At 36.2% G+C, this 13,690-nt stretch carries 12 protein-coding genes and 1 tRNA gene; 5 read left to right on the top strand and 8 right to left on the bottom strand.

All coding sequences use genetic code 11. From position 1 onward, the window contains the following. The first annotated feature begins 188 nt into the window (after positions 1-188). Positions 189-617, top strand: a complete 429-nt coding sequence (locus SGJ10_12900; GenBank protein MDZ4759022.1) for a T9SS type A sorting domain-containing protein — start codon at positions 189-191, stop codon at positions 615-617. A gap of 153 nt (positions 618-770) precedes the next feature. Here SGJ10_12900 and SGJ10_12895 read toward each other — a convergent pair whose 3' ends face one another. The 6 genes from SGJ10_12895 to SGJ10_12870 all read right to left on the bottom strand — a co-directional run bounded on the left by SGJ10_12895 (position 771) and on the right by SGJ10_12870 (position 4,570). After that, entirely contained in the window at positions 771-1,991 is a 1,221-nt protein-coding gene (locus SGJ10_12895) for a kelch repeat-containing protein (protein MDZ4759021.1), read from the bottom strand. Positions 1,992-2,025: 34 nt separating this feature from the next. Then, entirely contained in the window at positions 2,026-2,187 is a 162-nt protein-coding gene (locus SGJ10_12890; protein ID MDZ4759020.1) for a hypothetical protein, read from the bottom strand. 122 nt (positions 2,188-2,309) lie between these two features. After that, on the bottom strand, positions 2,310-2,468 hold the full coding sequence (locus SGJ10_12885; protein MDZ4759019.1) for a hypothetical protein: 159 nt from the start codon (positions 2,466-2,468) through the stop codon (positions 2,310-2,312). A gap of 2 nt (positions 2,469-2,470) precedes the next feature. Further along, the gene (locus SGJ10_12880) at positions 2,471-2,770 is read right to left on the bottom strand and encodes a hypothetical protein (GenBank protein ID MDZ4759018.1); all 300 of its coding nucleotides are present in this window, start codon (positions 2,768-2,770) and stop codon (positions 2,471-2,473) included. 553 nt (positions 2,771-3,323) lie between these two features. Further along, positions 3,324-4,085: a heparin lyase I family protein gene (locus SGJ10_12875; GenBank protein ID MDZ4759017.1), complete on the bottom strand. Its 762-nt coding sequence runs from the start codon at positions 4,083-4,085 to the stop codon at positions 3,324-3,326. Beyond that, a complete protein-coding gene (locus SGJ10_12870; GenBank protein ID MDZ4759016.1) occupies positions 4,082-4,570 on the bottom strand; it encodes a hypothetical protein in 489 nt (162 codons plus the stop codon). The genes SGJ10_12875 and SGJ10_12870 overlap by 4 nt, the downstream gene beginning before the upstream one ends. Positions 4,571-4,869: 299 nt before the next feature. On the opposite strand from SGJ10_12870, the gene SGJ10_12865 reads away from it, so the two are divergent. From SGJ10_12865 to SGJ10_12855, 3 genes are all read left to right on the top strand, one after another. Beyond that, on the top strand, positions 4,870-6,393 hold the full coding sequence (locus SGJ10_12865) for a DNA (cytosine-5-)-methyltransferase (protein ID MDZ4759015.1): 1,524 nt from the start codon (positions 4,870-4,872) through the stop codon (positions 6,391-6,393). A 20-nt stretch (positions 6,394-6,413) separates the two neighbouring features. Beyond that, entirely contained in the window at positions 6,414-7,496 is a 1,083-nt protein-coding gene (locus SGJ10_12860; GenBank protein MDZ4759014.1) for an HNH endonuclease, read from the top strand. 330 nt (positions 7,497-7,826) lie between these two features. Then, the gene (locus SGJ10_12855; GenBank protein ID MDZ4759013.1) at positions 7,827-8,180 is read left to right on the top strand and encodes a hypothetical protein; all 354 of its coding nucleotides are present in this window, start codon (positions 7,827-7,829) and stop codon (positions 8,178-8,180) included. Between the two features lie 846 nt (positions 8,181-9,026). Here the strand turns inward: SGJ10_12855 and paaN are convergent. Further along, entirely contained in the window at positions 9,027-10,679 is a 1,653-nt protein-coding gene (gene paaN / locus SGJ10_12850; protein ID MDZ4759012.1) for a phenylacetic acid degradation protein PaaN, read from the bottom strand. 237 nt (positions 10,680-10,916) lie between these two features. Then, positions 10,917-12,860, bottom strand: a complete 1,944-nt coding sequence (locus SGJ10_12845) for a DUF3352 domain-containing protein (GenBank protein ID MDZ4759011.1) — start codon at positions 12,858-12,860, stop codon at positions 10,917-10,919. A 657-nt stretch (positions 12,861-13,517) separates the two neighbouring features. On the opposite strand from SGJ10_12845, the gene SGJ10_12840 reads away from it, so the two are divergent. After that, positions 13,518-13,591, top strand: a tRNA-Asp gene (locus tag SGJ10_12840). The last annotated feature ends 99 nt before the right edge of the window (positions 13,592-13,690 follow it).

The following is a 13,690-nucleotide window of genomic DNA, read 5'->3' as shown; positions in this document are numbered from 1 at the left end:
GCCCCGATAGTTATCGGAGTTCGCGGCGACCGATACTACAATAAAATAAAGTGTCCGTTATAATTTGGCTTTTCTTATTTGAATTATGAAAGAGGTCTAATAAACTTTCTTCTGACAGAACGAAGCGTATTTGTCCCTTAATTGATGCTGCTTTTAATGTGAGATATAATTGCAGTATAAACGGTTCAATGACAAGTTATACAACAGTTGAGAAAACATTAACTCCTGAGTTTGGCTTAACTAGAGAGGTGACAACTTATGGTCAACTTATAAATAAGGCTGACTATTTATATTATGAAGTTGTTTATTATAAATCAGCCAACAAAACATGGGGCAAAACAAGAATTATATCACCTGCATTCAAAACCCAATCACTTCAAATAATACCCAACCCTGCAACTAATTATATAAGTTTTGGAGGGGATGTATTTATTAATGAAACTGCACAATTAAACATATATGATATAACAGGAAAACAAGTACACACAGAAACAATAAATACAGGTACTTTAGCAACAAAGATAATAGATATTTCCTCACTTTCTTCGGGCGTCTATATTACAAGAATTTCAGGCGAAAATTTTCCTATTATGATTGGGAAATTGGTGAAGGAGTAGTGGCCTTTATAATCAGATGGCATTGCCTCTATATCCTGCCACCCTTGACTCCCATTCGGCTATGCCCATGGCAGGCTGCTCAGGGTTGCATGGTGCTCACTGATGGTTGCCATTCGTATCAGCCGTATGGTCCCAAATCCTAAATCCCGATTCCTACCTAACCACCGCAACTTTCATCGAAATCACTTTATTCGGCAACGATACATTTAATATATAAAGTCCGTTAGCTAAGTTATCAGTTTCTATATATATATTATTATCTTTCAATGTATATTTGTAAGTAGGAGTGGGGCATTCTTTTCCATCGGCAGTATATATATGTATCGAAATGATTTCTTGTTTGATATTATTAGAAAGTTCGAGTGTTACTTGATGATTTACAGGATTGGGATATAATAGTATATTGTTTGAACTCGCGTCATCGATTCCAATATTTTTAGTTGATGGATCATATTCCCATAAATCTTTTTGGGCTGACGCGGCACCAAAACCAGTGGCAATATATCCTTTTCCTCCAATTTCAAAAGAAGTAGCTTCTTGCCTGGCCACACCTAATAATGTATCTATTTTAGTCCAAGTATTGGCAGTCGGATCAAAAGCCCAAAAATCATTTTTGTTACCTGCAGGAGTCGATGAATAACCAGTTCCTATATAAGCAATATTTCCAATGGTAAAACTCACCACCTCTTCGCGTGTGCCCGGAGTGAGAGCTAATTTTTGTGTCCATTTATTGGTAGTAGGATCAAATTCCCAAATATCGCTATATTCAGAATTCGAGGCACGGCCCAAGCCTATATATCCTTTATTGCCCACCGAAAAACCAATTGCCGCATTGCGGGCTGCACCGGGGAAATTTAATTTTTGCGTCCATTGATCTGTTGATGGATCATATTCCCAAAAATCGTTTTTGTTTACAGTACCGTTAGGGTCTTGGCCTGTTCCTATATAACCTTTATTGCCTACAGAAAATCCAGTTGCATCACGTCGCACACCGCCAGGGTAATCTGCTTTTTTTGTCCAAGTATCGTTAGTGGGATCATATTCCCAAAAATCTTTCATCGCACCTGCGGCATCACGACCCGTGCCCACATATCCTTTTCCATTGATGGTAAAGGCAACTCCCTCTCGGCGTGCTGGTCCGCCAAAATTATTTTTTTTGGTCCAAGTATTATTGGTAGCGTCAAACTCCCAAACATCTTTAAAATAATTCGTTCCGTGGCGGCCACCTACTAGGTAGCCTTTGCCCAATGCAGAAAATGAACACGCTTCAATCCTTAGGCTGTCAGGCAAGTCAAGCTTTTTTGTCCATTTGCCTTGTGCTGATGCAGTGATGGAAAAACATATAATAGCGATAGTGGTATATAATACTTTCATAATTTAGATTTTGTATAATGTTGGGCAAATGTAACTACAAATTCGGCTTTTTCTGATACCCTTTCTCTCCAAAAGGTTTCAATTCCTCCATATACATTTTTTCCAATAGTTTCACTTGCTTTTTATAGTCGGTGGTATCGCCATCTTCTTCTTCTACCTGCGATAATATTTCATATATAAATTTATATGCACACAATGCTTTCCAGCCCGATAGCTATCGGGATGAAATACGCCCATTTTAAATTTGAGCTGTTTGTATTCTTCTTTTAATTCTTTATTTTCTTATATATATATATACGTTACTGTCTCAAAAATGAATTATCTTTTATTTGCTTCGTTCCAGTTAAATTTATAATCTTTAGCGTCTACATGAAGAACGGTAAATGCAATCGTTTTTCTAGTGGCTTCTTTTTCAATTAAACCTTTTTTAACTTTGAGTTGTTCATATTCCTGTGTAAGTTCTTCATTTTTTTTCATAGTTAATTTTCAAAAGGTTCTTTTGGTAAGTTCTTGAGGTTACTGATATATCTTTTTTCGTCAAATGTTTTCTGGTATTTGATAATCTCGAAAAACTCAAAAGCGACACATTGGCCAATAAGCTTTCTTGCGTCCTCGTCATCATAGTCCATTCTCAATAATCTTTTATAAGTTTCATTTGTTTCTGGTGGAGTATTAGTTTGCATTTGATTGGATACAATCCCCAAAATGCCTTCACGCAACAGTTCATCGGGTTCCATAGTATTGGTTTTCTTTTTAGAATATATTATTAATTGATGCAAAAGTAAAGAACTGATTTGAAATATTAGCAATCTTTCCTAGTTCATTTTGCACTCGGGACTTCAGAGTTTTCTATTTCTACACCTAAAAGGTATAAATTATGTTAAACCAATTCTTAAACTAAAATAGTTCTCCGCCTGTGGCGGATTTAGTTTTTAGAATGGTAATGCCGAACTACATCCCGAAAGCATTCGGGATTAGTACCTTTCTTTTGGACTCTTATATATTGAGTTTCGGTATTAATTTTACTATTTTCATAGCCGAACAGGTATAAAAAGCTGATTTTATTGCGGCTTTCCCTATATCAAAACTTGATGAAAAACAACAAGCAAATATTTTCAATAAAATGCTCAAATTAAAGCCCGCTTGGATAGAAATGATTCATCAAAGTTTTATAAGTGCCGATCTTAAAAAACAATATATAGGATTGCTTGAAAAAAGATTGAAAAGGATAAGTTAGTATAACAGTATATATATATTAATTTCTTTCCAATTCTTCCTCATCTGCCGCAACGAATTATATAAGAGCTGCAGGATTTGTGCATTACTTATCTACTATTTCTTTTCAAACATTATATCATCCACCCACAGCGTTAAATCATTGTTAGCACTGTTAGCTGTAATACCAATTTCTATACTACTATACATTCCTTTAGTGCCTTGTTGCGAATATAATAAATCCTTAGGAAGCGTTCTATTGCCTTTGCTGTCAATAATTAATTGTCCATTTTGCCAAAGTTTTACAGTGCCTTTATGTTGCTGCGAAAGTTTCACTTCCCATATAACTTCCACCCATTCGTTTCTCGGAAAATTTACCTCTTGCCCTACCTTTTGTACAATATCGTTTTCTAAAAATTTATATTCCATTCTCAATTGGTTATTTAGCAGTGCGATCCTAATACCAGGACCTGCACCAATAGCAGTTTGTTCTTCCAAGTCAAGCAGAAATAACCACTCGGTAGGCAAGGTGTCTTTTATATAATACCAAGCACTTACTCGCATAGTCTCTCCGTCCCAAAAGGCCATATTGTGCTTGGCGATGCTACACTTTGAAGCACCTTCGTCATCTGATTTCTTAGCTGTAAATTTTAATGATTTTTTGCCACTGTGCGATTGTGTAGAATCTACTGTTATATTATTATCAGTTCTGGTTAATTGTGTAAACGACCACAAAGTATCATGAGGTAGCAGCAAATTTTGCAACATATTATAGGTTTCAAAATCATCAATAAAATAGGAGGGGCCTGCAAAGAATTTTTTCTTATTGCAACTTATAATAAGCATTACAAATATGATAATACTATATATATTCTTCATTTTAATTTTTGCTTAAAAGAATATCCAATACTTAATCCACCCCATTGCTGCACCTGAAAATCGACCAAGTAGGATATTAAAGGTGTATAGCTTATTCTATAAAACCAAGGCTTTGCTGCTGCTTGATAGCGATAACCAATACATGCCGTAGTTAATATAAAGAAACTTCCTTTGGTGGTAATAGTAATTCCTTGCCCCATTCCCAGTTCCAGTTTATGCGTGTTTTTTCCAACAATCGCATTCACCATCAGTGGGAAAACGATTCCTGTTCCATTATTCCTATCAATAGGGGCAGCACTTAAGCCAGCTCTCCAAGTTAACTCGGTAGTTCCTATTTTACTGAATACTTTTTCATAGTTCAAGGAGAAAAAGCCCCCACTTCCTGCCAGTTCAAAATATATGGATTTACGTTTAAATGAATCTGTCTGCCCCCGCACAGCACTGCTTATAAGCACAAGGAGTAGAGTGGGTAATAGGTGTTTCATTTTGGGGTATGTGTAGGCAAAAATAGAAGATAAGTTTGTAGTATTATAATGTAAATTGGTCAACAGGTTGTTGACTTATTTGAGATTTGGATAAGGTATAAAATAATTTTGCAATACATTTAAGTTAGAAGCAACTTAGGAACGAAGTACAAAACAACATATTGCAGAGATACGGCTTTAACGAGATGCCCACATTTTAAAAAAAATTCTGCACAGTTTTGTTGAAAAGTATTCAGCCAAAAATACATCCACAAGCAATCCGATTCCATACTGTTGTCAGAAATTGACAACTTTAATTTATGCAGGAAACTTTCGGACAATATCTAAAGGACTTACGGAATCAAAAAGGGTTTACACTTTCTGAACTTGCAACTAAGTTGCAAATGCACTCTGCAAACTTGAGTAAAGTTGAGAATGGAAAACGCGAGTTTGACACCAAGCGTTTGCCAAAGCTTTGCAAGGTTTTCAATCTTGACATTGCAGAAATGGAAAGAGAATTAATTGGTGAACAATTTGCAAGAAGTGTTTACGAAAAAAAACTTGACCCAACTGTTTTGACTTTAGCAGAACAAAAGGTAAAATATTTTACAAAATCAAAAGAATACAATGAGATCGATGCTTTAAGCATCATTGAGGATAATCCTAACTTATTCAATCAAGACGACTGGAGAGCCAAACCTTTTTCAAGTCCTGACGGAGAAATCAGAATCGGGACTTTGTTTAGCGGAATTGGTGCAGCAGAACAAGCCTTCAAGCGGCTTAAATTAAATCACTCTATTACTTTCGCTGGCGACATTGACAATTTTGTAAGGCAAAGTTATTTTGCAAACTATGAAATTGCAGCAAGCGACTGGCACGATGATGTAACAAAATTTTCAGCGAAAAAATATAAAGGTAAAGTTGACCTGTTAATGGGAGGCAGCCCGTGTCAAGCATTTTCAATGGTAGGCAAACGCAAAGGGCTTGCGGACATAAGGGGGACTTTGTTTTACGACTTTGCAAGAATTGTAGATGAAACAAAACCCAAAGTGTTCATATATGAAAATGTAAAAGGTTTGACAAACCATGACGGCGGAAAAACATGGCAAGTTGTTCAAGATGTTTTTTATGAACTTGGTTATAACATATTTTCAAAAATTCTTAATAATAAAGATTATGGAATGCCGCAGCACCGGGAGAGAATTTTTTGCGTTGGATTCAAAGATCACAGCATAAATTTTGAGTTCCCATCCAAAATAAAACTTGAACAAACGATGCAAGATTTTTTGGAGGACTATAAAGGTTCAAAATATTTCCTCAAAGAAAAAGGAATAAAATTCGTTACAAGTTCAAAAAACAAAACAAAAAGATACACACAAATAAATGGCGATGTAATGCTTTGCCAAAAGGCAAATCAGCAATTCAATTGGCACGGTGATTTTGTTTTTGAGCCAGCAGGAGAAAATGAATTTGACGAATTTATTTTTGATGTGAACAAAGTTGAAGAGAAGTATTACCTTTCCGATAAGGTTCGTGATTATGTTCTTACTGGCGGAACAAAAAAAATCAAAACAAGTACAAAAACAGATTTACCAGTTGCAAGACCCTTTTTACAATCTATGCACAAAATGCACCGAGCCGGAGTTGACAATTATGTTACCCACCACAGAGGGAAAATTCGCAAGTTGACACCAAAGGAATGTTTACGACTGATGGGCTTCAGAGACGATTTTAAAATTGCTGTCAGCGATACTCAGATGTATCGACAGGCAGGCAACAGCATAGCGGTTGATGTTATTATTGCCTTGCTTAAACAAATGGACGTCACTCAATTTTCAAAATAAATATGGACAATTTTTAAAAAATAAAAATAGAGGACAAAGAGTATTTCATTATTGACTCTATACAAAATTTGAGAACAGAAGATAGTTTTATATTCAATAAAAATAAGTTAGCACTTTACGATGGAAGTGGCGAAGTAAGAAAGTATGTAGGAAGTTATTTAGGAAAAAGCGGAGAAAGATTAAGCGACTTTTTTGAATATGACAAATGGGGAAATACCAAAGTCAGAGGTAAAAGAACTTATCCCATATTTCAGCAGGATAATTGCTTCTTTAGTAAATCTAATTTATTAAAGTATTTATACGATGCAAGAATTGAATATCAAAAACAAGAGCAAGTTTATCACAATGACATATCGCTTTATTACAATAGCTATTTGGAAAAAGTTAATACTTTAGAAAATGATAAAAACTTCTTTTCAATTTATGATGTTTCAGATTTCCCCGACAATAAATTAAGCCGTGGTTACATTCGTTCAGATGATGAAATTTGGAACATTTGGCGTAAGGTAGTTTTGCCCAAGATTAGTTATTTGTCAATCCTAAAACTTATTCCAATAAATGAAAGCAAGGAGAGTAAGAAAACACTTTTTTATTTTAGAATTTTACTTGACTATCAATTTAGGTCAATAGTTCATCCAATGCTTATTGGAACAACATCAGAAATTGCAGAAAAAATAAGAGAAAAAAAACAAACTGTCAAATCTGTTGCACGGCAGGGAGCAGATCTTTATAGAAAGAAAGTTATTGAACATATTCCTCAATGTCCATTTACAAAAATTTCAGACGAGAAGCTATTAATAGCAAGTCATATCAAACCATACAAAGTTTGTATGAATGAAAACCGTCAAGACCAAGCACTGGATTATTTAAATGGACTTGCGTTGACACCGACATACGATAAACTATTTGACCAAGGTTTTATCACTTTCAAAGACAATGGTGATTTAGTTTGCGGCACATTGCTTTCCTCATATACTTGGGAACGATTAAATATTAACCCAACTGCAAAAAATAATTTGAGAATTTATCCAGAGGACAGACAAGAATATTTAGAATATCATAGAAAATGGGTTTTTCAAGACAACATAAACGACTTAATTTAATTGAAAAAGTCAACGCACTTGCAAGCACATTTATATTTTTTGTGCGAAGCAAAAAATATTACCTATTGTCATACTTGAAACCATAAAATGTTTAAAATTTAAATCAAAAAGATTATGATAAACACATTTGTTGATGAAATGAACAACTTTAAGCTCCGAACTATAAAGTTTTGATTCTAAATGAAGTCGACCTCAATATAGAATTTAGTTCATAGTCTAGAATTGATATTATTAATTTGTAGCTGGAACGATAAAAATGGAGCAAATTGAGATGACCAATCTTCGGTAATGTACTGAAAAATGGTTTGAGAATTTTTAAAGAACAATGTAATGAAAACTATAAAAATTAAAGATTTATCAGAAGAAGAATTTTACGAGGAATTTAAACCTGACATAAATCACATAGACGATAACGCATCATTTGGAGGCTGTATGTTTGAAACCTATGGTCAGGAGCTAGATTATGTTTTTAAAATGAGTAAAAGGAATCGCGTTGTAACCATTACTGAAGATGATAGCGAAGAACGAGAAGAAACTTTTATTAGTAGTAATGGGGTGGAAGCAAAAGAAATGGTTGCTATTGCAAATCTATACTACAGCAGTGGCTTTCATTATGTAAATCGTCTAGGATTTTTGGTGTTAGATAAACCATATAAATACGAATTCGAGGTAAAAATAGACTAACATGTCAATCATGTATTTATGTCAGGATAAACCTGACCACAATGATATGAAAATTAATTCGATTTGTTGCTATTGAATTAAAAGTAATTTATGTTTTATAGCTTTATTGTCAGGATAAACCTGACTAATATGATATGAAACATAATGTAAGTACCATTTTATTGACGTCAACACAATGACTGGCACCCTTGCTGTACTTAGCTTTTTCAACCCATTGCCCGGGATTTAGTACAAAAGATGGAAGGCCTGCTTGCATTTTAAAGTGGTCGAATTCGACCACTTTAAAATTGGGATTATAGACATATATGTAGCCAAGACACAGCACACTGATCCGATTCCGAACGCTTTTGGGAAAGAGATGTACCTGGCTATATATAGGTATGTTGCGATAAGAATTAGTAGATCCCTCCTATCTCCCGATATCTATCGGGAGGGATGACAAATATATTGAGCATTTTGCTTATACGACCTTATGCCATTTCCGACCATTTTTTCGATGCTGGAAAGAAGGACAAAAAGTTTATATTATAGCACACTGTTGCGTGAGGGATAGCAGCGGAAATCCTTTTTGCTTTTTTGCAAAAAGATTGCAGCGTATAGCCCGACGCCGCTTCGGCGGCACGCCCAAAAAATATATATGATAGTGAAACGGTAATAGTATATATTATTCATGTTAGTGATAACACCAACAGGGGCAAATTCGACTAGTTTAAAATGATGTAATATATATTATTTTGGTAGGTGGGGACACCAACCATTTACCGTGGAGATGGGACAAAACCACAAGCATAAGAATGCAGCCGTTTGACCCCCAAATCCTAAATCCTAAATCCCAAATCCTGATCCCTACTCCATCTTCCTATTTCCAACCCACACAAAACGCTTGGTTATATAATCGCTATTGGTGAACGATGCATTACCTGCGGGGTTGCCGCCTGTTACGTGGAAATCGGAGAAGGCAGCGTGGGAGTTGACGAAGGCCGCTCCGCCGAGGTTGAAGGAAACGGGTGTATATACTTGGTTCATGGCGTCTTCTATCATACTCATAGTTTTACTTTCGGTGCAGAAAGCAAGGCAAGTGATGGCTCCAATTTCGATACTTAAGTTTTTAGTGATATGCAATGACTCTTCCGTGTCGCGTGTTTTTATAATAAATACAATGGGACCAAAACATTCTTTCTTATATATACTTTCGTCGGCACTGCTGAGCTCGATTACTGCGGGCGAGAATACCCGTGCATGCTCGAATTCTGGATTCGCTATAGCTTTGCCTGCCAATAATAAATTACCGCCCATGGTACCTGCATTTTGCAAACGTGTGAGGGTTGCTTCGCTTTGTATAGCACCCAATATATGTGGGCCCATTTTAGGATTGTCGGCCAAGTCGGTGATGGCTTGCACGATGGCGTTACGGGCATCTTCGTAGCTTAAATGTCCTTCGGCTGTAGCAATTCCCGTGGCAGGAATATATATATTTTGTGGTGCGGTACACATTTGTCCGCTATATAAACTTGCACTGAAAGCTATATTTCCGGCTACTGCTTTTATATCTTTTACGGAGTCGAGTATTACACAATTTACGCCAGCTTTTTCGGTAAATGTAGTTTTGCTAGGTAATGTTTCTATATAATCGCCAAACGATGAACTGCCTGTAAAATCAATGAGTTTCACGTTTTTGTTTTCGGCAAGTTGTTTGGTAACGGGAGCATCAACGGTATCAACGGCCAATTGAACTACCATGGGATCGATGCCGTTTTCTTTTAATAGTTTTTGTATTTCGGCTATAACAATTGCAATGGGTAATATTGCTTTTGGATGTGGTTTTACGATACATACATTGCCACAAATTAAATTGGCATACATACCAGGAACGGTGTTCCAAATAGGGAAGGTGCTGCAACCAATTACCAAGCCCACACCTTTGGGCATGGCTTTAAAATTCTTTTGTAATGTGAGGTCGAACTTGCCCATAGGTTTTGTCCAAACGGCAGTGGGTTCTATACTGGTAATTTGCTGATAGCCGAGGGCGATGGCTTCGAGAGCTCTATCATTGGCATGTGGGCCCGATGCTTGAAAACTCATCATAAAAGCTTGCCCCGTGGTGTGCATGGTGGCGTATGCTATTTCGAAGAAACGGGCTTTTACACGTTCCAAACTTTCTACTAATAAACCTGCACGTCTATCAATACCAACTTTGCTCCAGATTTCTTGGGCTTTGGCAGCACGTGCTATTAAAGTATCATTATTGCTTTGCGGATATTTTACCCCGATTCCTAATTGTAAATAGGGAGAAAATTCTTCGCCTACCCAAGCTTCTCCAACTTGCAAAAGCTGTGTGAAATTTTGGGTCATTTGGGTAGAGAAAGCGGCTTTACCAGTTTCGTCGATTCCCTCGCCGTAGGCTTTGGGATTCTCGGGGTAGGGGGTCCAGAAATTGCGGGTTTTGCCTGCTGCGATGGCTTGTTCTATCAGTGTTTGGTGCTTTTCGAATAGGGTCATGTTATATATAATTTGAGTGCGAAATTAATCTAAATCAAGCTATGGAAAATACATTTAAATTAATTATTTCATTTTCTATAGTTTAGATTTTCTTTTTTGGGGAAGAGAATGTTGCCCCCGCAACGTCATCCTGATTTCGAAAGCATTCAGGATCTTATTTATGTATTGTTATATATTTAGATGCTGGAATAATCCCCCGCACGCTTGCGGGGTTATTGCGGAGAGCATTCCCCTTTATTACTCAAACTTTTCTTTCCTATCATATTCCCCCGATTCTCGATAATACTTCCAAACCCCCATTTTGAATCCATTTTCATAATTGCCTTTCACCTTAAGTTTTCCATTTTCCCAGTATTCTTTAAATTCTCCATGCATCTTATTTTCCTCATTCATTTTGGCTTCCATTTTTAATTGCCCATTTGCATAATGTTCTTGCTTGGTATTATTAATAAAGGCGGTATGGCTTGAATCATTTTTAATTACGGTATTGCTACTATCAATGGTAGTAAAGGTATCAGTATCCATTTTGGGTTCATCTATATTAAAAGATAAACGAAGTTTCACATCATAATACTTTCCATTGCCCGTTAATTGAAAACCCATTTTGGGGAAACAAGTAATATACTTTTTGTTCTGTTTCAATTTATAATAGGTATCCGGTTTCACACTATTACGCATCAAGGGAAAATACTGTTCCATATTAACATAAACAAATACATTGGAGTTACTATTGAACTGGTCGATGAGTTTATTATATTCCTCATTTTTGGCAAGTGTGTTCTCTGCATCGTAGTCGTCAATCATGCGGTGCATATTGTATTCTGTATTTGTAAATACAATCCTGTCTTCTATAATAGTATAATAAGGCATGTCAAATTTTTCGAACATTTTGCCAAACATTTTACGGAACATGCCACGCACTTTCATACGTTTGATGGTGTGGTCTTTGTACACTTCGCGTTGCACTTTTAATACACCCAAACTGCGACGTTTCAAGCGTTTGGCTATCAGATCCATATTTTTTTGCATCGCTTCTTTGTTGTTGGCATGTATTACAATGGCATAGTCGGCATTTCTTACAGAATCGTTTGGCGAAAGTGTGATATAGGTTACCTCATCGCCTATCCACGATATAATATTTTTACGTATGGTAATGCCCAGAAACTGCTCGGTGGCACTTACACTGCTGTTCACCGTAGCATAATCTTTATCGTTTAGTTGCATGGTTTTGTCAAGCTTTTCATAGAAGTCGCTAAACCTACCATAACCCAAACTGGTGCACATGGCCGCTTGGTTGGTTATATATTCTTTATTGCCCAATTGCCCACTCCCAAATTGGAGCATATCGGTTAAATAATTATCCATGGAATCGTGTATGTTTAGGTTTCCATCCAGTTTAATTTCGTCGTCGCTAATAGTGCCAGCCATACCCGCATAATGTATAATATTGCTGATGTCTTTATTTATTTGGTCGAGAGGCTGCTGGTAGCAGGCAATCAAATCATCATAGAAAGCTGCATTCAGGTATAACTTCATCAAACCATCGCCTGTACGATTGCTCACGTCTTTAAATTTTTCTTGCAGCGTGAAGTAGGGTTTTTCAATGATATTGATAGCAGCTTCTACCAATTTGCCCGTATAGCTGCATACCAATTGGTTTTGTACAATACAGGTATATAATATTTCTCCTGTTTGTGGATCTAAGTTTTCCGATATTTTATAACTATTATATTCTCTAGTTTTTGTGGTGAATCCTCCTAGTTCGCAAAGCATATCTATAGCCTCTTTTACCATACCAATTTTAGCGGCATCTTGTAAATCGACCACATATAAAAAATCATAATCGTTGGGTTTGGTTTTGTGGGCTGAAATAAAAATTTTACGATCGCCAAAAACACTAAACAATATATCGTGGTCTTTAATCATTTGGTCAAGTGCATCGGCACTTTTCGAAATCTCCGCAAATGTGCCTTGCGTCTTGATATGATTCCAGGGCTTCGACTCAGAAATCTTTTTCCAGGATTTGATGGGCTGCGATGTTTCGATAATATAGATAGCATCACTGGGGATACACGCCATGGCATCAATACTTTTGGATGAGGCAATAAATTTGAGGTATATCCAAAATCCTCCACCAAATAACAAAGCAATAACAGTGAACCAAATAAAAAATTTTTTCATAAGGGCAAAAATATGCACTTATTGAATAGGGTATTAAACTATTTTTTGCGGTGAATTTTCACTGGCTTTGCTCAATACCAATATATTTTAAAGATTTTTTTATTTGGTATCAATTGTTTTGAATAAAACCAATCCCAACTTTATATTTCAATATGATAGGTTTTTTGATACAAAAAAATATACGGGCTCAATGATGGGTAATACCGAAACTCAATATAGTCAAAAAAAAGAGAGGACTAATCCCCCGCATCCCGATAATTATCGGGATTAAGCGGGGCTTTCGGGATGTAGTTCGGCATTACCATTCTAAAAACTAATCCGCCTAAGGCGGAGAACTATTATAGTTTAAGAAATGGTAAAAAATTCTGTTTGCCGGTTACGAATTTACGTTTAAAATTCGGGCTAAATAATGAGCCATGTCTATCTTGTTGCTTATTATATGTTTGAGCGTAGCTACTAAATAAATTTGAAAATTGTTTACTGATAAAATCGTCGGCAGTAAGCGTTGACCCTTTGGAAAGTTTCAAACTTTCCAAAGGGTAGCAAAATTGCAAAAGTATTTGAAAACCAAACCTATAAAAAAAAATTGAAAACAAATTTTGCATTGAAGCCATATATGCATACTTTTGCAACCCCAAATAACACATTTGGGAAAACGGATCGGTAGTTCAGCTGGTTAGAATGCCGCCCTGTCACGGCGGAGGTCGCGGGTTCGAGTCCCGTCCGTTCCGCAATCGAAGCTCAGTAATTTATTGCTGAGCTTTTTTGTTTAAAACTGTAGAAACTTTGATGGCTTGGTATTTATATATTCTTAAGAGCAAAACTGATGG

The sequence above is a fragment of the Bacteroidota bacterium genome, assembly GCA_034439655.1.
Lineage (GTDB): Bacteria > Bacteroidota > Bacteroidia > UKL13-3 > UKL13-3 > CANJUD01.
Note: the sequence above shows the minus strand (reverse complement) of the source record. Positions and strands in the feature narration are given on the sequence as shown.

Coding starts and splice junctions, on each gene's coding strand:
- SGJ10_12900 (MDZ4759022.1), top strand. CDS start 189: ATGACAAGTTATACAACAGTTGAGAAAACATTAACTCCTGAGTTTGGC.
- SGJ10_12895 (MDZ4759021.1), bottom strand. CDS start 1,991: ATGAAAGTATTATATACCACTATCGCTATTATATGTTTTTCCATCACT.
- SGJ10_12885 (MDZ4759019.1), bottom strand. CDS start 2,468: ATGAAAAAAAATGAAGAACTTACACAGGAATATGAACAACTCAAAGTT.
- SGJ10_12875 (MDZ4759017.1), bottom strand. CDS start 4,085: ATGAAGAATATATATAGTATTATCATATTTGTAATGCTTATTATAAGT.
- SGJ10_12870 (MDZ4759016.1), bottom strand. CDS start 4,570: ATGAAACACCTATTACCCACTCTACTCCTTGTGCTTATAAGCAGTGCT.
- SGJ10_12865 (MDZ4759015.1), top strand. CDS start 4,870: ATGCAGGAAACTTTCGGACAATATCTAAAGGACTTACGGAATCAAAAA.
- SGJ10_12855 (MDZ4759013.1), top strand. CDS start 7,827: ATGAAAACTATAAAAATTAAAGATTTATCAGAAGAAGAATTTTACGAG.
- paaN (MDZ4759012.1), bottom strand. CDS start 10,679: ATGACCCTATTCGAAAAGCACCAAACACTGATAGAACAAGCCATCGCA.
- SGJ10_12845 (MDZ4759011.1), bottom strand. CDS start 12,860: ATGAAAAAATTTTTTATTTGGTTCACTGTTATTGCTTTGTTATTTGGT.